The 19101-nt window shown below is 64.6% G+C and carries 15 protein-coding genes and 1 tRNA gene; 10 read left to right on the forward strand and 6 right to left on the reverse strand.

Going from position 1 to position 19101, the window contains the following annotated elements; translation table 11 throughout:
* The first annotated feature begins 11 nt into the window (after positions 1–11).
* From nuoN to EN852_RS06825, 9 genes are all read left to right on the forward strand, one after another.
* Positions 12–1448: an NADH-quinone oxidoreductase subunit NuoN gene (gene nuoN / locus EN852_RS06785; RefSeq protein ID WP_127874295.1), complete on the forward strand. Its 1437-nt coding sequence runs from the start codon at positions 12–14 to the stop codon at positions 1446–1448.
* A gap of 4 nt (positions 1449–1452) precedes the next feature.
* Entirely contained in the window at positions 1453–2274 is an 822-nt protein-coding gene (locus tag EN852_RS06790) for a biotin--[acetyl-CoA-carboxylase] ligase (protein WP_127874294.1), read from the forward strand.
* 95 nt (positions 2275–2369) lie between these two features.
* Positions 2370–4040, forward strand: coding sequence for a ribonuclease J (locus tag EN852_RS06795; RefSeq protein WP_127874293.1), 1671 nt, complete (start codon positions 2370–2372; stop codon positions 4038–4040).
* Positions 4041–4162: 122 nt separating this feature from the next.
* Positions 4163–4567, forward strand: coding sequence for a methylmalonyl-CoA epimerase (mce, locus tag EN852_RS06800; RefSeq protein WP_127874292.1), 405 nt, complete (start codon positions 4163–4165; stop codon positions 4565–4567).
* Positions 4564–4848: a DUF1467 family protein gene (locus EN852_RS06805; RefSeq protein WP_127863352.1), complete on the forward strand. Its 285-nt coding sequence runs from the start codon at positions 4564–4566 to the stop codon at positions 4846–4848. The genes mce and EN852_RS06805 overlap by 4 nt, the downstream gene beginning before the upstream one ends.
* Positions 4849–5421: 573 nt before the next feature.
* The gene (proS, locus tag EN852_RS06810) at positions 5422–6750 is read left to right on the forward strand and encodes a proline--tRNA ligase (RefSeq protein WP_127874291.1); all 1329 of its coding nucleotides are present in this window, start codon (positions 5422–5424) and stop codon (positions 6748–6750) included.
* Positions 6747–8033 (forward strand): lipoprotein-releasing ABC transporter permease subunit, encoded by a 1287-nt coding sequence (locus EN852_RS06815; protein ID WP_127874290.1) that lies wholly within the window; start codon positions 6747–6749, stop codon positions 8031–8033. Before proS ends, EN852_RS06815 begins: the two co-directional genes overlap by 4 nt.
* Entirely contained in the window at positions 8030–8713 is a 684-nt protein-coding gene (locus EN852_RS06820) for an ABC transporter ATP-binding protein (protein ID WP_189400917.1), read from the forward strand. Before EN852_RS06815 ends, EN852_RS06820 begins: the two co-directional genes overlap by 4 nt.
* A 604-nt stretch (positions 8714–9317) precedes the next feature.
* Positions 9318–10568 (forward strand): SRPBCC family protein, encoded by a 1251-nt coding sequence (locus tag EN852_RS06825; protein WP_127863356.1) that lies wholly within the window; start codon positions 9318–9320, stop codon positions 10566–10568.
* Between the two features lie 156 nt (positions 10569–10724).
* On the opposite strand, the gene lipB is transcribed toward EN852_RS06825, so the two are convergent.
* Complete coding sequence (gene lipB, locus EN852_RS06830; RefSeq protein ID WP_127874289.1) at positions 10725–11468, reverse strand: lipoyl(octanoyl) transferase LipB; 744 nt, start codon at positions 11466–11468, stop codon at positions 10725–10727.
* A 236-nt stretch (positions 11469–11704) separates the two neighbouring features.
* On the opposite strand from lipB, the gene EN852_RS06835 reads away from it, so the two are divergent.
* Positions 11705–11789 (forward strand) — tRNA-Leu (locus EN852_RS06835).
* Positions 11790–11944: 155 nt separating this feature from the next.
* On the opposite strand, the gene EN852_RS06840 is transcribed toward EN852_RS06835, so the two are convergent.
* From EN852_RS06840 to EN852_RS06860, 5 genes are all read right to left on the reverse strand, one after another.
* The gene (locus EN852_RS06840; protein ID WP_127874288.1) at positions 11945–14626 is read right to left on the reverse strand and encodes a phosphoenolpyruvate carboxylase; all 2682 of its coding nucleotides are present in this window, start codon (positions 14624–14626) and stop codon (positions 11945–11947) included.
* Between the two features lie 135 nt (positions 14627–14761).
* The gene (gene sucD / locus EN852_RS06845; RefSeq protein ID WP_095815516.1) at positions 14762–15661 is read right to left on the reverse strand and encodes a succinate--CoA ligase subunit alpha; all 900 of its coding nucleotides are present in this window, start codon (positions 15659–15661) and stop codon (positions 14762–14764) included.
* 14 nt (positions 15662–15675) lie between these two features.
* Positions 15676–16863 (reverse strand): malate--CoA ligase subunit beta, encoded by a 1188-nt coding sequence (locus tag EN852_RS06850; RefSeq protein WP_112127369.1) that lies wholly within the window; start codon positions 16861–16863, stop codon positions 15676–15678.
* A gap of 19 nt (positions 16864–16882) precedes the next feature.
* Positions 16883–17836, reverse strand: coding sequence for a CoA ester lyase (locus EN852_RS06855; RefSeq protein WP_127874287.1), 954 nt, complete (start codon positions 17834–17836; stop codon positions 16883–16885).
* 10 nt (positions 17837–17846) lie between these two features.
* Positions 17847–19037 carry an aminotransferase class V-fold PLP-dependent enzyme gene (locus EN852_RS06860; protein ID WP_127874286.1) on the reverse strand — a complete coding sequence of 397 codons (1191 nt, stop codon included), beginning with the start codon at positions 19035–19037 and terminating at the stop codon, positions 17847–17849.
* Between the last annotated feature and the right edge of the window lie 64 nt (positions 19038–19101).

The raw sequence follows: 19101 nt of genomic DNA on the forward strand, positions 1-19101 counted from the left end.
GGGAATAGACCATGACGCCGGACCTTCTCTCCAGCCTTTCGCTCTCGACGCCGGAATTGATCCTCGCCGTCGGCGCGCTGGTGCTCCTGATGATCGGAGCCTATTCGCGCTCCAACAACACCATGACGGTGACCGGGCTCGCCGTCCTCGTTCTGGTTGTGGCCGGACTCTGGCTCGCCTTCTCCGGCGGGCAGGGCGCTGCCTATGGCGGCGCCTTCGTGCAGGATTCCTTCGGAGCCTTCATGAAGATGCTGGCGCTGATCGGCTCGGCGGTGACGCTGGTCATGTCGATGCGCTTTGCGCGTCAGGAACATTTCGACAAGTTCGAATTCCCAGTGCTTATCCTGCTCTGCACGCTCGGCATGATGCTGATGATCTCGGCCAACGGCATGATCGGGCTCTATCTCGGACTCGAGCTGCAATCGCTGGCGATCTACGTGCTGGCGGCGATCAACCGCGACAATTTGCGCTCGACCGAAGCGGGCCTGAAATATTTCGTCCTCGGCGCGCTGTCCTCGGGCATGCTGCTCTACGGCATCAGCCTCGTCTACGGCTACACCGGCAACACCGGTTTCCAGGAGATCGCGACGGCTCTGGGCAGCGGCGAGCGCCAGCTCGGCCTCGTCTTCGGCTTGGTGTTCGTGCTCGCCGGCCTCGCCTTCAAGATCTCGGCCGTGCCGTTCCACATGTGGACGCCGGACGTCTATGAAGGCGCGCCGACCCCAATCACCGCATTCCTGGCGGCGGCGCCGAAGATGGCGGCGATGGCGTTGATCGTGCGTGTGACCATGGGCGCTTTCAAGCCGATCGCTTCGGACTGGCAGCAGATCGTCGTCTTCATCTCGATCGCCTCGATGGCGCTCGGCGCTTTCGCGGCCATCGGCCAGACCAACATCAAGCGGCTGATGGCCTATTCCTCGATCGGCCATATGGGCTATGCGCTGGTCGGCCTTGCCGCCAACAGCCAGGCCGGCGTACGCGGCGTCGCCATCTACATGCTGATCTACCTGGTGATGACGCTCGGCACCTTCGCCTTCATCCTTGCCATGCGGCGCAAGGAAGGCAATGTCGAGCAGATCAGCGATCTTTCCGGCCTTGCCTCGACCAACCCGGTCATGGCCACCATCCTCACCATCCTGATGTTCTCGCTGGCCGGCATTCCGCCGCTCGCGGGCTTCTGGGGGAAATGGTATGTATTCCTCGCCGCCATCAATGCGCATCTCTACGCGCTGGCGATCATCGGCGTTCTGGCCTCCGTGGTGGGCGCCTACTACTACCTGCGCATCATCAAGATCATGTGGTTCGATGAGCCGGTCGGCGGCTTCGTGCCGATGGCCAGCGAGTTGCGCCTCGTGCTCGGCGTCAGCGGCGCCTTCGTGCTGTTCTACGTGCTGATCGGCGGACCGATCGGCAGTTATGCCGAAGCTGCCGCCAAGACCTTCTTCTGACGGGATGGCGTTTCGGCTGGCTCCAACCGCGGCTTCGGAGGGGTTCCGGCTCGAGGCGCATGACAGCGTCGGCTCCACCAACGCGCTGGCGTTGGAACACGCGCGCGCCGGCGATCCGGGAAAACTCTGGGTCGTGTCGAAGAAGCAGGAGAGCGGTCGCGGCCGGCGTGGCCGCGCCTGGGCGACGCCTGAGGGCAATCTGGCGGCGACGCTGCTCCTGCTACCCGGCGGCGAGTTGCGGCTTGCCGCGACCCTCGGCTTCGTCGCGGGGCTGGCGCTGGCCGACGCGCTCGACGCCGTCGTGCCGAAGGGCCGGATCGCCGTCGCCCTGGATGGCGCAAGCCAGGGCCGCAACCGGTTCGAGCTGAAATGGCCGAACGACGTGCTGGCTTCGGGCGCCAAGCTTGCCGGCATCCTGCTGGAGTCGGCGATGCTGGAAGGCGGCCGTTTTGCCGTTGCCATCGGCATCGGTGTCAATGTCGTGGCTTACCCCGAGGATCTGCCTTATCCGGCGACATCGCTGCAGGCGCTGGGCGCCAATTGCGATGCCGAAACGCTGTTCCTGGCGCTATCGGATGCCTGGAGCGAGAATGCCCGGATCTGGGACGATGGGCGCGGTCTCGATGCCATCCGGAAGCGCTGGCTTGCCCGCGCGGCGGGGCTCGGGGGCGAGGTTGCTGTCAGAATTGACGGCAATGTGGTGCGCGGCGTCTTCGAAACCATTGACGAGGACTGCCGTTTCGTGATCCGCGACGATGAAGGATCGGTTTTGACGATCGCGGCCGGCGACGTGCATTTCGGCGCGGTCGCCTCGGCCCGGGTATAGTTTTGTTTTGCGCCATTCCGGACGGAAGTCATTGACCACGCTTTTCCCGGAATTGCTCCAACGGCTTGGCCGGACGGCCAGGAAGGAAAGGATTCATGGCGAATAGAGAAAACGCCGAACTCGTTTTCGCGCCGCTGGGCGGCGTCGGCGAGATCGGCATGAATTTCGCCCTTTACGGCTATGGGCCCGCTGATGCGCGCGAATGGATCGTCGTGGATGTCGGCGTCACCTTTCCCGATAGTGCGCATCCCGGCGTCGATCTCATCCTGCCCGATACGCGCTTCATCGAGGAGAACATCGACGGCTTGCGCGGCATCGTCATCACCCACGCGCATGAGGACCACTACGGCGCGCTGCTCGATATCTGGCCGAGGCTCAAGGCGCCGGTCTGGATGACGCCGTTCACCGCCGGCCTGCTCGAAGCCAAACGGCAGGGCGAGCAGAACGCTCCGAAGATTCCGGCGTCGATCTACCGGGCCGGGGAGAAATTCACCATCGGGCCTTTCGAGATCGAGGCCATTCCGGTGGCGCACTCGATTCCCGAGCCGATGTCGCTGGCGATCACCACGCCGGCCGGCACCGTCATCCATACGGGCGACTGGAAGATCGACCCGGAGCCGACGATCGGGCCGAAGACCGACGAGGCGCGGTTCCGCGCCTATGGCAACAAGGGCGTGCTGGCGCTGATCTGCGATTCCACCAACGCGTTGAGGGAAGGGGAGTCGCCGTCGGAAGTGGCGGTGGGCGAAGGCCTCAAGGGCGTCATCGAGAAGGCCAAGGGCCGCGTCGCGGTCACCACTTTCTCTTCCAATGTCGGGCGCATCGTCTCGATAGCGCGCGCGGCGCGCGATGCCGGCCGGCAGTGCCTGGTGCTCGGCCGCTCGCTGAAGCGCGTCATCGATGTGGCGGGCGAGCTCGGCTACATGGATGGCCTGCCGGAGTTCATCTCCGAGGAGGACTATGGCTATATCCCGCGCGAGAACCTGGTGATCATCTGCACCGGCAGCCAGGGCGAGCCGCTCGCCGCGCTTGCCAAGCTGTCGCGCGACGAGATGAAGTCGGTAGCGCTGACGGCCGGCGACACGGTGGTGTTCTCCTCGCGTACCATTCCCGGCAACGAGAGGGCGATCCTGGAAATCAAGAACCGGCTGATCGACCTCGGCATGAAGATCATCGAGGATGGCGACGCGCTGGTGCATGTGTCGGGCCATCCGCGCCGCAGCGAATTGCGCAAGATGTATGAATGGGTGCGGCCGCAGATCGGCGTTCCCGTGCATGGCGAGGCGGCGCATCTGGTGGCGCAGGGCTCACTGATGTCGATGTCGGGCATCGGCCAGGTGGCGCAGGTGCGCGACGGCGACATGCTGAGACTCTGGCCCGGCCCGGCGACGATCATCGACCAGCTGCCGTTCGGCCGGCTGTACAAGGACGGGTTCTTGATCGGCACCGACCAGGCGATGGGCATACGCGACCGCCGCAAGCTCTCCTTCGCCGGTCATGTCGCGGTCAATGTCGTGCTCGACGACAAATATGAGCTTGCCGGCGACCCCGACCTGGTGGCGATCGGCGTGGCCGAGGCGGATGCCAGCGGCGAAACGCTGGAGGACCTGATGCTCGATGCGGCAATCGGCGCCGTGGACTCCATTCCGCGCCAGCGCCGAAAAGACCTCGACCTGGTGCAGGAAGCGGTGCGCCGCGCCGTGCGCGCCGCCGCCAACGAAGCCTGGGGCAAGAAGCCGCTGGTGACAGTGTTTGTGACGCGGTGAATGGTGAATGGTGAATGGTCAGTAGTGAGTAGTGAGTAGTGAAATCCGCTGTTCGGTGCCGGGCAACCATTCACCATTCACTACTGACTACTGACTACTCACCACTCCCCTGGAGTGAACCAATGCTTGGACGCCTGAACCATGTCGCGCTTGCCGTGCCGGACCTAGCTGCGGCGGTGGCCGCCTATCGCGATACGCTTGGCGCGCGATTGAGCGAGCCGCAGGCGCTGCCGGAGCATGGCGTGACGGTGGTGTTCGTCGATGTCGGCAACACCAAGATCGAGTTGCTGGAGCCGCTGGGCGATGCCTCGCCGATCGCAGCGTTTCTCGAGAAGAACCCTTCGGGCGGCATGCATCATGTCTGCTATGAGGTCGACGATATTCTGGCTGTCCGCGACCATTTGAAGGCGAGCGGCGCGCGCGTGCTGGGCGACGGCAACCCAAAGATCGGCGCGCATGGCAAGCCGGTTCTGTTCCTGCATCCCAAGGATTTCTTCGGCACGCTCGTCGAACTGGAGCAGGCATGAACTGGGTGCTGCTCTGCGCGCTGTTCTTCGTCACCTGGTGGCTGGCGCTGTTCATCGTCCTGCCGTTCAGCCTGCGCACGCAGGACGACGACAAGGATGTCACGCTTGGCACGGTTTCCAGCGCGCCGCGCGGTCCGCATATGCGGCGCGCCTTCCTGCGCGCCACGGTCGTGACGGTGGTTGTGATGGGCACTTTCTACGGCCTGACGACGGGGCTGGGGTTCAGCTTCGACGACGTCATGCGGATCATGCCGGACTTCACGCCGGACACCAGCCACTGAGGCTGCAGACACAGTCCCCGCAAGTATTTCGAAGCATCCGCGCGCAAGGGTTGAAATCGGAAGCCGGCTTCCGATTTTCGCGAGCGCAGATGGTCAAGCTGTTTGGCAGAGGGCTGGGCTAAGCAGATGATTGCACAAAAAAAATGCAAGGCACGAGGCCTTGCAATTTAAACGCGTCCGATCCGTTTCCGGTGTCCGGCGGCAGCGAGTTACCGCGCCTAGATCGCATCCTCCCAAGACTTTGACCGCGTAGGAGAGCAGATTTTTCTCCGCCCTCTCGGTTATCGGCGCACACTAGACCAAGGCAGGTGAAAATGTCACGAAGAATTTTGCCCGGAAACGGGCAATATCGTGCTGCACTGCACAATACTGCGGCAGGGCTTGCTTGTGAATCGATCAAATAGCCATTCGAGGCACTTTGCCGCCAAAATCGGCTTTTTGGTAAGGTGCAGAAGGCCCCCGATACTTTGGGGCGTTCGGGTTCCCATTCCGCCATGAAATGGCTATGAAGCCGGGGCAAGCAGCCCCTTCGCACCGATTCCGGCGCGTCATTTTTCATTCACGGACCAGTCCATGCGTTTGTCGCGCTATTTCCTGCCCATTCTCAAAGAAAATCCCCGCGAGGCCGAAATCGTCTCGCACCGGCTGATGCTGCGCGCGGGCATGATCCGCCAGCAGGGGCAGGGCAGCTTTTCGTGGCTGCCATTGGGCAAGCGCGTGCTGGACAAGGTTTGCCAGATCATTCGTGAGGAGCAGAACCGCGCCGGCGCGCTGGAAATCCTGATGCCCACCATCCAATCGGCCGATCTGTGGCGCGAAAGCGGCCGCTACAACGACTACGGCAAGGAGATGCTGCGCATCAAGGATCGCCAGGATCGCGACATGCTCTATGGTCCGACCAACGAAGAGATGGTCACCGAGATTTTTCGCGCCTACGTGAAATCTTACAAGGATTTGCCGCTCAACCTCTACCACATCCAGTGGAAGTTCCGCGACGAGGTGCGCCCGCGCTTCGGCGTCATGCGCAGCAGAGAGTTCCTGATGAAGGACGCCTATTCCTTCGACCTCGATTTCGAGGGCGCCAAGGCCGCCTACAACCGCATGTTCGTTTCTTATCTCAGGACCTTCACACGCATGGGACTGCAGGCCATACCGATGCGCGCCGACACAGGTCCGATCGGCGGCGACCTCAGCCATGAGTTCATCATCCTGGCCGAGACCGGCGAGAGCCAGGTGTTCTGCGACCGCGCCTATCTGTCGCTCGACGTGCCGGGCGCGAACACCAACTTCTCCGACGATGCCGAGATCGGCGGCATCGTGACGAAATGGACGACGCCTTACGCGGCCACCGACGAAATGCATGACGAGGCAGCCTGGGAGAAAGTCGCCGAGGGCGACCGGCTCTCGGCGCGCGGCATCGAGGTCGGCCACATCTTCCATTTCGGCGAGAAGTACTCCAAGCCGATGAACGCCAAGGTGGCCGGTCCCGACGGCAAGGACCATTACGCCTCGGGCGGCTCCTACGGCATCGGCCCGTCGCGGCTGGTCGCGGCGATCATCGAGGCGAGCCATGACGAGAACGGCATCATCTGGCCGGAAGCGGTAGCGCCCTTCGACATCGGCCTGATCAACATGAAGGTCGGCGACGGCGAATGCGACCGCGTCTGCGACGATCTCTATGCGGCGCTGACTTCGGCCGGCAAGGACGTGCTTTATGACGACACCGACCAGCGGCCGGGCGGCAAGTTCGCCACCGCCGACCTGATCGGCCTGCCGTGGCAGGTGATCGTCGGCCCGCGCGGCGCGGCCGCCGGCGAGGTCGAGATCAAGAACCGCAAGTCGGGCGAGCGCGAGACGCTGCCGATCGCCGAAGCCAAGAAGCGCCTGGGTATCGCCGCATGAGCGAGGCGGCGGCAGCGGCCAGGTCAGGGGCGGGCGCCTTTTCCGGCTTCGAGCGCATGGTGGCGTGGCGCTATCTGCGCTCGCGGCGCAAGGAAACGGTGATCTCCGTCATCGCCTCGATCTCCTTCCTCGGCATCATGCTCGGCGTCGCGACGCTGATCGTCGTCATGGCGGTGATGAACGGGTTTCGCGCCGAGCTGCTCACCCGTATCCTCGGCGTCAACGGCCATCTCATCGTGCAACCGCTCGATTCGCCGCTGGAGGATTACGCCCAGGTGGCGAGCCGCATCAACGGTGTGTCGGGTGTCAAATACGCGATCCCGCTGATCGATGGCCAGGTGCTGGCGCAAGGCAATGTTGGCGGCGGTACGGGCGCCCTGGTGCGCGGCATCCGCGGCGAAGACCTTAGCAAGATTTCGATCGTCGCCAGCAACATCAAGCAGGGCACGCTGGACGGTTTCGACACCGGCGAAGGCGTGGCGATCGGCAAGCGCATGGCGGAAAGCCTCGGGCTGGTGCTCGGCGACACCATCACGCTGATCTCGCCGGACGGCGACGTGACGCCGCTCGGCACGACGCCGCGCATGAAGGGCTACAAGGTGGCGGCGATCTTCGAGGTCGGCATGTCGGAATATGACAGCTCGATCGTCTACATGCCGTTCTCGGAAGCGCAGCTCTATTTCAACATGGACGGGCGCGCGCAGACCATCGAGATCTATGTCGACAATCCCGACAATGTCGACGCGCTGAAGCCGCTGGTCGAGCAGGCGGCGCAGCGGCCGGTCGACCTCGTCGACTGGCGCCAGCGCAACGAGACCTTCTTCTCGGCGCTGCAGGTCGAGCGCAACGTCATGTTCATGATTCTCACGCTGATCGTGTTGGTGGCGGCGCTTAACATCATTTCCGGCCTCATCATGCTGGTGAAGGACAAGGGTCACGACATTGCCATCCTGCGGACGATGGGCGCCTCGCGCGGCGCGATCCTGCGCATCTTCCTGATGACGGGGGCAGCGATCGGCGTCACCGGCACGATCGCCGGCGTGCTGCTCGGCGTCGTCATCTGCATCAACATCGAATCGATCCGCCAGTTCTTCTCCTGGATGACCGGCCGGATCCTGTTCAACCCCGAGCTCTATTTCCTCAGCCAGCTGCCGGCGAAGATGGACCCGCGCGAGACGACCTATGTCGTCATCATGGCGCTGGCCCTGTCGTTCCTCGCGACGGTGTTTCCGGCCTGGCGTGCCGCCCGGCTCGATCCGGTCGAAGCCTTGAGGTACGAGTGATGGCCGAAGCCATTATCGAGCTGAAGGGCGTCGAGCGGCACTATGTCCAGGGGCCGCGCAAGCTCACTATTTTGAATGGCGCCGACTTTTCGCTCAGGCGCGGCGAGATGGTGGCACTGGTGGCGCCGTCGGGAACCGGCAAATCCACCTTGCTGCACACGGCCGGACTGCTCGAGCGGCCTGACGCCGGCGATGTGATCCTCGCCGGCCGCGCCTGCGGGCGGCTGTCGGACGAGGAACGCACCGCGATCCGCCGCAACGATGTCGGCTTCGTCTACCAGTTCCATCATTTGCTGCCCGAGTTCTCGGCGCTCGAAAACATCATGATGCCGCAGCTGATCAAGGGGCTTTCACGCAAGGAGGCTTCGGAGCGGGCGGCGCAGCTTCTCGACTACATGCAGATCGGCAAGCGCGCGCAGCACCGGCCGGCCGAGCTTTCCGGCGGCGAGCAGCAGCGTGTCGCCATTGCCCGCGCGGTCGCCAATGCGCCGCTGGTGCTTCTGGCCGACGAGCCGACCGGCAATCTCGATCCGACGACCGCCTCCTATGTCTTCGACGCACTCGAAGCGCTGGTCCGCCAATCGGGGCTGGCGGCGCTGATCGTCACGCACAATCACGAGCTGGCCTCTCGCATGGACCGGCGGGTGACGCTGGCCGAGGGCAAGGTCGTGCCTCTGTAGGCCAAACCGATATTCGGATGAGGCTGGCCTGCGGACGGTAGTTTCCTGCGCTTCCGGTACTCACGTACTTTAAGTACGCTCCGTTCCGGTTCTCGGAACCTAACGTCCTCGACTCAGCCTGATCCGAATCTCGGCTTGGCCTGGCTCCGCGTAAGTGCGCCCAGCGGCCCGCTAACCTTTCCTTAACCCTGCCCAAACGCGCCGCCCGGATTCGCACCGACGGGCCATTGGCGATCGTTGACATTCGAACAAAATTAGAACAAATTACGAACATACTAACAACGGAGAGAGTTATGTCTGATCTGGTTCAGGATGTCGTCTCGCTGGTTTGCATGAGCACCTTTCTCGTTTCCATGGCGATCTGGATCGGCGCCATGTGATCAGGCGGTTTGACCGCCGCTGTTTTCGGGCGGGCAGGGCCTGCCCTTTGCGGGCCGGGAAGACCCGCCCGTTTGGGACGGGCAAGGCCTGCTGGGGTGGGCAAGAGCCCGCCTTGGGACGGGCAAGGGCCCGCCTTGGGACGGGCAAGGGCCCGCCCATTATTGTTAAGTCTTTCTTGGCTACGCACCGTTAGGCTCCTCTCTTAAGTTAGGGAGCGGCTTCAGTGTCGGTCATCGTCACGGTCACCCTCGTGGCCTGCAATCTCGGACTGATCTTTCTTTTGATGACCGTGCCGCTCGGGTTGCGCACGGTGACGGTCAGCCGCGTCATCAAGGCCGACCGCGATCGCCTCTGGCAGGCGCTGTGGCCGTTCGGCAGCGATGCCGGATGGTCCGGCGAAATCCTTTCAGCCGAGCCGCTGGACCAAGAGGGGACGGCGCTGATCAGATTGTCCTGGGACGGCCGGGACGGCCGACCGATCGAACGCAAGGCGCGGTTCGAGGATGTCAGCGAAGGCAGCCGCTTCTCGATGACCGTCATCGAGGACACGGCGCTCGATCCGTCGTTCTGGGCGAACTATCGCGAAACCGCCGAGCTCGTGCCGGAGGGGGATGCTACGCGGGTCACGCTTACCCAGACCGATCGCTATCGCGGGGTTGCCTTCCTGGTCTTCCGCTTCTTCGCCATGCGCCGCGAGATACGCAAGCTGGATGTCTGGGCGGCAACCGGCACCTATCGCAAGGGCGGCTGGTTCGAGCATCCGCTCAGCCAGATCGGCTTTGCCGTGCTCTCGGCCCTGATCCTGTGGCCGTTCTTCGGCCTCAATATCGGCGGCCTGGCCCTGGCCGCGATCCTGACCTCGGTGGTCGCCCTGCACGAGCTTGGCCATATGGCCGCTTTCCGGCTGACGGGGCATCGCCGGGCGCGCATGATCTTCATACCGCTGCTTGGCGGCATTGCCATCGGCGGCAGGCCTTATGACAGCCGCTTCGAGGTGGCATTCGTGGCGCTGATGGGGGCCGGCTTTTCGGCTTTCCTGGTGCCGGTGCTGATCGCCGCCAGCGGCCTTGCCGGCAGCGAAGGACATCGCCTGGCCGCGGCGCTTTTGGCCACGCTTGCCGGCTGCGCATCGCTGTTCAACATCGCCAATCTGGTGCCGGTGTGGAAGTTCGACGGCGGCCAGGTGCTGCGCCAGATCTGTCCTGGCCCGGCAGCGCTCGCGCTGGCGTCCTTCCTGCTCTTGTCCGCGCTTCTTGCGCTCGGCTGGCGGGCAGGTTTCTCGCCGAGCTTCCTGCTGATCGCCGGCGCGGTGTTCTCGATCCTCAGCCTCATCACCATGGGCAGTGGCGTGAAGCCACGTCACGAGCTGAAGCCGATCAAGACCTTCGACCGACTGGCCATGGCCGGCGCGTTGCTCGCCGTCTTTGCCATCCATGGCTATGGGATGCTGTGGGCTTCCGCACAGTTGATGTAAGGGTGTGCCGATATTCAGGTGAGGCCGGCCTGCAAACACTGGCTTCCTGCGCTTCCGGTGCTCACGTACTTAAGTACGTTCCGCTCCGGTTCTCGGAAGCCACCGTTTTCGACTCGGCCTGACCTGAATCTCAACACACCCTGGGCCGGAGACAGTTCAGCCGGCCTTGCGGGCAGGCTCGGCGACTGGAACGGCGGCGGGACCAAACACGTCCTCAAAGGCTGATTTCAGCGCCAGGTCGAGATCGGCCATGGTGACGGGAAGGCCGAGATCGACCAGGCTGGTCACGCCATGGTCCGAGACGCCGCAGGGCACGATACCACCGAAATGGCCGAGGTCCGGCTCGACATTGATGGCGATGCCGTGAAAGCTCACCCAGCGCCGCAACCGGATGCCGATGGCCGCGATCTTGTCCTCGGCCGGCGTGCCATCCGGCAAGGCAGGGCGATCCGGCCGCACCACCCAGACGCCGACGCGGTCCTCGCGTCGCTCGCCGCGCACATTGAAGGCGGCGAGCGTGGCGATGATCCATTGCTCGAGCGCCGCGACGAAGGCGCGCACATCCTCGCGCCGGCGCTTGAGGTCGAGCATGACATAGGCCACGCGCTGGCCGGGACCGTGATAGGTGTATTCGCCGCCGCGGCCTGCCGCGAACACCGGGAAGCGGTCGGGATCGATCAAATCCTCGCTGCGGGCGCTGGTGCCGGCCGTGTAAAGCGACGGGTGCTCGACCAGCCAGACCATTTCGCCCGCCGCGCCGCTGCGGATCGCCTCGGCGCGCGCCTCCATGAAGGCCAGCGCGTCCGGATAGGCGGTGAGACCGGGTTCGATCACCCATTCCACCGGCGCCGAACCGGGGAGAGGAAGGAACGACGTGGCGATCTGGCTGCGTTCTGTCATGGGTTGTTCGTCTATCGGCTATGCATGCCGCGATCCCAAAATCGCGTTTCACCTTTGGGCGGCATGCGTCTGCGCTTATATGGCGGCAATCTGCCGAAACGTCCAGTTCCGGCCGTGCGCCGCCTGCCTGCAGAGGGTTGTGCAAATGACCGACGAATATTCCGCACAGCGCACTTGTTTCGCCGGAAACGATTTGCTACAGGCCCCGGGCCGGACGGTTCCGGCTCCTACCACGTGCGGTCGTGGCGGAATTGGTAGACGCGCAGCGTTGAGGTCGCTGTGGGGCAACCCGTGGAAGTTCGAGTCTTCTCGACCGCACCATTCTCCCAAATGTGCTACTTGGATGACCTCGCAAGCCGACGGACGGTTGGCGCTGCGTCTGTATTGCGCGGGCCAAAACAGAAGCGGCGCCAGGCCCTGAGGACCGCGCCGGTGCTTTGAGTTTTCCAGTCAGTCACTGAGCAAAAAGGCCGAGGCTACCCAGTCCAACCCAAGCCGGCCGAGATACAGTTGATCGATACCAGCAGAGCGTCGGTCGCCCGCTTCCGATCCGCTGTGCCGCTGCTTGCGCGGACCTCACCCAGCAGATCGACCTGCAGGCGGTGGATGTCGTCCATCTGCCGGCGCAGATTGTCGAAGCGCCGCTTGAACATCGGGAAGCGCGCGGAAAGATCGCCGCCCGTGAGGTCGCCGATAAGGCGTCGCGTCAGCTCATATTCGGCGGCGATGCGGGCGTGGATTCGACTGGCCGCATCTTTGTCGGACACCAGGCCGGCATAGAGCCCGGCGATCTCCATGTCGGACTGGTAAAGCGTCTTTTCGGCCTCGTCGACGATCAGGCGAAAGAAGCGCGAGTGCTCGAACATGCGGGCCAGAAGCTCGCGTCCGGCCTCGCCGCGCACCGTGACGAAGGCGCTCAGCGCGCTGCCGATGCCGTACCAGCCGGTCAAAAGGTGACGGTTCTGGCTCCAGGCGAACACCCATGGAATGGCGCGCAGGTCGGCAATGCCGCTGGCGCCGAAACGGCGGTCCGGCCGCGAGCCCATTTTCAAGAGCGCCAGTTCGGCGATCGGGCTCGCCTGGTTGAAATAATCGAGGAAGCCGGGCTCGGCCATCAATCCGGCGTAGGATGCCTGTGACATGCCGGCCAGCGCTTCCAGCGCCTCGTCGAACTCCGGTGATTCCTTTGTCTCAGTATCGCCGCTAGATCGGACACCGTGCGCCAGCACGGCGGCGGCGAGAACCTCGAGCTGGTTGAGGCCGGTGCCGCGATTGGCGAATTTCGACGACACGACCTCGCCCTGCTCGGTCACCCGCATGGCTCCGGCGACGGTGCCCTGCGGCTGCGCCGCGATCGCGCGGCCGGTCGGCGCGCCGCCACGGCTGACGGAGCCGCCGCGGCCGTGGAAGAAGCTGATCCTGATGTTGTGCTTGCGGCCGATGGCGGCGAGGCGCTTTTGCGCTTTTGCCAGTTCCCAATTGGAAGCGAGGAAGCCGCCGTCCTTGTTGGAATCGGAATAGCCAAGCATGATTTCCTGGCGCGCGCCGAAATCGCGTACCGTGCGCCGCACCAGCGAAACGCCGAGCAGCCCGTTCAGGATAGCAGGGGCGGCCCGCAGGTCGGCGATGGTCTCGAACAACGGCACGATCCGCAGACTGATCGTGCCACTGCCGGGCGCGGTCGATAGGCCGCAATATTGCGCCAGCAGGTAGACCGCGAGCAGATCGTCGGCAGAGCGGGTCATGCTGAGCACGAAGGAACCGATCGCGTCGGCATCGGAGCCCGAGATCTGCCTGGCGATAACCGAAAATGTCGACAGCAGTTCGGCTGCTTCCGACGAGAGCCGCCCTTCGTCGATCTCCAGCCGCTCACCCTGGGTGAGCGCTCCGCGAATGCGCGCCGACCATTGCGGCGTGCCGGGGACGACGGGATCGGCCGGGTCCATCAGCGCGAACAGTTCGGCCAGCACCCGGTTGACGACCGTGGAGTTCTGCCGGATGTCGAGCGAGATGGTGCGGAAACCAAAACTTCCGACCTGCCAAAGCAGCGGCTGGATGAAGCGCCTGGCCACCGCGCGCCCGCCGATCGCTTCGAGAACCGAAGACAGCGCGCTCAGATCGGCGCGAAACGCCTCGGCGGACAGGTACGCCGCCTCGCCACCGTCGCGCGTGGCGACCAACCGGGCAAGCAGGGCCGAAGCGAATTGGCGCAGCGGTTCGTCGGGGTTGCGCGCGGCGATCTCTTGCGCATCGCCGCTCTTCTCAAGCGCGGTTTGCAGCACCGGCTTGAAGCTCGCCGGCAGCTCGATGACGTTCGAGCTGGCGCTGAGCACCGACACCAGCCGCTGCACCTGCGCCAGGTACCAGCCGATGGCGGTGTCGCGGTATTCGGCCATGGCGTGAGCGGTGACTTCGGCCGTCACATTGGGGTTGCCGTCGCGGTCGCCGCCGATCCACGAGGCATAGCGCATGAAGGAGGGAATCTTGATCGACTCGCCCGGGTAGTGGCGTTCGAAGGCGCTCTGAAGCTTGCCATAAAGCTGCGGCGTTGCCTCGAAGATGACTTCACGGAAGAAATGGAGGCCCCAGGCGATCTCGCGCTCGACCGTCGGGCGCTCCAGCCGCAACTCGCCGGTCATCCATAGAAGCTCGATCTCGCTCTCCAGATCGGCGACCAGCAGGTCGCGTTCGCGCGGCGCCCACCGCGGCTGGTCGAGCTCGGTTAGCTTGCGATAGATACGGCGATGGATCTCCAGCACGGTGACGCGCTTGGCCTCGGTCGGATGCGCGGTCATGGTCGGGCCGACACAAAGCGCGTCGAGCGCCGCCTGGGCTTCCGCCGCCGAGTGGCCGGCGGCCGCCATCTCAGCGATGACGCTGGAGAACGACCCGGGCACCTCGTCGGCACCCGCGCCCTGTTCGAGTTCGCGCCGCGCCCGCATGGCCATCAGTTCATCGGCAATCGTCAGCAACTGGAACCAGACGCCGCTCGCCTGAAGCGCCGGGATGCGCTGCCCGGGGGCAAGAGAGACAAGCGACCTGCGTCCGCTCAGGACCGCGGCGATCTCGGGCTCGCGCGCCCTTGCGACCTGGAGCAGCAGGCGCAACAGCAGGCTGCGCTCGTCCTCGCGAAATTTTATGCGTTTGCTCTGTTCCAAAGCCGCTGTCCGGATAGAAATTGCTGCGCAGCTTGCCTCGAATTGCCGCAAGGCGAGCCGATCGGGTGCCGGCGATCGCGAAGATCGCCCGCCGGCTTCACATTCCGCTTTCCGCGACTTTCGCCTGGCCGGCCGTCACGCCGCCTTCTTCGTCCGCGCCAGCGTGTCAGCCACCACCTCGCCGAAGGAGGCGGGGGTGGGCACGATGACGACGCCGGCTTCCTTGAGGATCTCGACCTTTTCCTGAGCCGACTCCCCGAAGGCGGAGATGATGGCGCCGGCATGGCCCATGCGGCGGCCTTTCGGGGCGGACAGGCCGGCGATGTAGGCGATCAGGGGCTTCCTCATGTTATCGCGCGCCCAGATCGCGGCTTCGGCTTCCTGCGGGCCGCCGATCTCGCCGATCATCACCACGGCGTCGGTGTCGTCGTCGCGCTCGAAGAGCTGCAATATGTCCTTGAAGGACGAGCCGTTGATCGGATCGCCGCCGATACCGACGCTGGTCGACACACCGATGCCCAGCGCCTTCATCTGCGAGGCGGCCTCGTAGCCCAGCGTGCCGGAGCGGCCGACGATGCCGACGCGTCCGGGCAGATAGATGCTGCCCGGCATGATACCCATCAGCGCCTGTCCGGGCGTGATGACGCCGGCGCAGTTGGGGCCGACCAGGCGCATGCGATCCTCGAAGCGGTAGCGGCGCATGTAGCGCTTCACCTGCATCATGTCCTGCGAGGGAATGCCGTCGGTGATGCAGACGCAGAGTTTTATCCCCGCATCCGCCGCTTCCATGATCGAATCGGCGGCGAAGGGCGGCGGCACGAAGACGATGCTCGCCTCGGCGCGGGTCTCGCGCACCGCGCCCTTGACGGTGTTGAAGACCGGCAGGCCGAGATGCGTCTGGCCGCCCTTGCCGGGGGTGACGCCGCCGACCAACTTGGTGCCGTAGCGTTTCATGTCCTCGGCATGGAAGCTGCCGATCTTGCCGGTGAAGCCTTGCACGATCACGCGCGTGCTGCGGTTGAGCAGGATTGCCATTTTCTCGACCTCCCTCAGGCTGCTTTTTTGTTCTTGGTGGCTTCGCGCCAGGCGGCGACGGCCTTTTCGGCGGCCTCGGCCAGCGTATCGGCGACGATCACCGCCTCGCCGGAATCGGCCAGGATCTTGCGGCCTTCCTCGACCTTGGTGCCGGACAGGCGCACCACCAGCGGCACGTCGACGCCAACCTCGCGGATCGCCTTGATGACGCCTTCGGCCACCCAGTCGCAGCGGTTGATGCCGGCGAAGATGTTGACCAGGATCGTCTCGACATTCTTGTCGCCGAGCACGGCGCGGAAGGACTTCGCCACGCGCTCGGGCGAGGCGCCGCCGCCGATGTCGAGGAAGTTGGCCGGCTCGCCGCCGGCGATCTTGATCATGTCCATCGTCGCCATGGCGAGGCCGGCGCCATTGATGATGCAGCCGATATTGCCATCCAGCCCGACATAGGAGAGGCCACGGTCGCTGGCGAAGGTCTCGCGCGGGTCTTCCTGGCTCTTGTCGCGCAGCTCGGAGATTTCCGGGCGGCGGAACAGCGCGTTCTCGTCGAACGACATCTTCGCGTCGAGCGCGACCAGGCTGCCGTCGCGGGTGACAACCAGCGGATTGATCTCCAGCATCGAGGCGTCGTAGTCGCGGAACACCTGGTAGCAGCCGAGGATGGTTTCGGTGGCCTTGCCGATCAGGTTGCTTTCAAGGCCGAGGCCGAAGGCGATCTCGCGGGCCTGAAAACCCTGCATACCGACGCCGGGGTCGACGGTGGCGCGGATGATCGAATCCGGTTGCTTCTCGGAGATATCCTCGATCTCCATGCCGCCGGCGGCCGACGCCACGATCATGACGCGCTCTTCCTTACGGTCGAGCACGAAGCCGAGATAGAGCTCCTGCGCGATGTCGACGGCTTCCTCGAGATAGAGGCGCGAGATCAGCTTGCCGCGCGGGCCGGTCTGGTGGGTCACCAGCTTGCGGCCGAGCATGGCTTCCGCCGCGTTGGAGATCTCCTCGTCGTTCGAGCAGAGCTTGATGCCGCCGGCTTTGCCGCGCGCGCCGGAATGGACCTGCGCCTTCAGTACCCATTTCGAGCCACCGATCTCTCGGGCGCGGTACGTCGCCTGCTCGGGGCTGTAGGCGAGGCCGCCGCGCGGCACATGCACGCCGTGGCGGGCAAGCAGTTCCTTGGCCTGGTATTCGTGGATGTCCATCTTGTCCTCCCGGTATTTTCTACTGCGCGGCGGCGTGTGCCCGCTCGATCGCCTCGTTGACCCCCAGCACATTGCGCGCCATGCGTTCCGACGCGGCGTCGATCATCTTGCCGTCGAGCGCGGCCGCGCCCTTGCCGGCCGCCTCGGCCTCCTTCAGCACCTCGAGGATGCGGCGGGCGCGCGTGACCTCTTTCTCAGGCGGCGAGAACACGTCGTTAGCCAAAGCGATCTGCGAAGGGTGGATCGCCCATTTGCCTTCGATGCCGAGCGCCGCGGCGCGCCTGGCGGCCGCCTTGTAGCCCTCCGGATCGGAGAAATCGCCGAACGGACCGTCGATGGCGCGCAGGCCATAGGCACGGCAGGCGACGGTCATGCGCGACAAAGCGAAATGCCACTGGTCACCGGGATAGTCGGGATTGAGCCCGCCGATGTTGACGGTGCGCGCCTTGTTGCTGGCGGCATAGTCGGCGACGCCGAAATGCATCGCTTCGAGACGCCCCGGCGTGGCGGCGATCGCCTCGACATTGGCCATGCCGAGCGCCGTCTCGATCAGCGCTTCCAGGCCGACACGGGTCTTGAAACCCTTGGCCATCTCGATCTGGTTGACCATGGCCTCGACCATGTAGAGGTCCGCGGGAACGCCGACCTTCGGCACCAGGATGGTGTCCAGACGGTCGCCGGCCTGTTCCATGACGTCGACGACGTCGCGGTACATGTAATGGGTGTCGAGGCCGTTGATGCGGACCGAGACGGTCTTGCCCTTGGCACGCCAGTCGATGTCGTTCAGCGCCTGGATGACGTTCTTACGGGCGCGCTCCTTGTCGGGCGGCGCGACGGCGTCCTCGATGTCGAGGAAGACGAAGTCGGCGGCGCTGTTTGCCGCCTTGTCGATCATCTCCGGGCTGGAGCCCGGCACGGCCAGCTCGCTGCGCTGGAGCCGCAGCTTCTTCAGGTGGTTGATGGTGTGGCTCATGGTCCGCTCCTCACGCCGCCTTGGCGACCGGCATGTCGGCGGTGCGGCGGAAGTGCTCGATCGCCGCCGCCACGCCTGAGCCCGGCGCCAAGCGTACGCCGCAATCGAGCAGCGTCATTTCGGCGGCCGACAGCGAGGCCAGCACCATCACCTCGTTCAGCCAGCCGAGATGGCCGATGCGGAAGACCTTGCCGGCAACCTTGTTGAGGCCGCCGCCGAGCGACGTCTGGTAGGCGCTGTAGGCGCGCTTGACGACGTTGGCGCTATCGATGCCTTCCGGCACCAGGATGGCGCTGACCGTGTCGGAGTGCCATTGCGGCGCCTTTGCGCAAAGCTTCAGGCCCCAAGCGTCGACCGCCTTGCGCACGCCTTCGGCGAGGCGATGGTGGCGGGCGAAGATGTTTTCCAATCCTTCCTCAGCGATGAGGTCGAGCGAAGCGCGCAGGCCGCGCAGCAGCTGCGTCGCCGGCGTGTAGGGGAAATAGCCGGTGTCGTTGGTGCGGATCATGTCCTCGAAGGAGAAGTAGCAATGCCGGTGCGTCGCGACCCGCGAAGCGGCAAGCGCCTTCTGGCTGACCGACAGGAAGCCGAGACCGGCCGGCAGCATGAAGCCCTTCTGCGAACCGCTGACGGCGCAGTCGACGCGCCATTCGTCCTGACGGAAATCGATCGAGCCGATCGAGGAGACGCCGTCGACGAAAAGGAGCGCTGGGTGGTTCGCCGCGTCGAGCGCGGCGCGGCAGCCGGCGATGTCGCTGGTGACGCCGGTCGCGGTCTCGTTCTGGGTGCAGAAGACGGCCTTGATGCGGTGCGCCTTGTCGGCGCGAAGCTTCTCGGCATAGAGGTCGAGCGGAACGCCGGTGCCCCATTCGCAGTCGATGATTTCGACATCGAAGCCGAGGCGCTCGGCCATGTCCACCCACAGATGCGAGAACTGGCCGAAGCGCGACATCAGCACGTGATCGCCGGGGCTGAGCACATTGGTCATCGCCGCTTCCCAGGCACCGGTGCCGGAGGAAGGATAGATGAAGACGCGGCCGGTCTCGTTCTTGAAGACCTTCTTGATGTCCTCGAATAGAGGCAGTGTCAGGTTGGGGAAGGAGCCGGCGCGCATGTCCTCCATCGGCAGGTTCATGGCCTGCCGCACCTGCTCGGGAATGTTGGTGGGCCCCGGGATGAAAAGATGCGTGAACCCAGCCATGCGCGAAATTCCTCCGATCGTTTTTGGATTGTGGAGGAATTCTCGTTTTGAACAGGCTCGCCAA

Origin of the sequence: Mesorhizobium sp. M2E.F.Ca.ET.209.01.1.1 (assembly GCF_004010375.2) — a bacterium.
GTDB lineage: Bacteria > Pseudomonadota > Alphaproteobacteria > Rhizobiales > Rhizobiaceae > Mesorhizobium.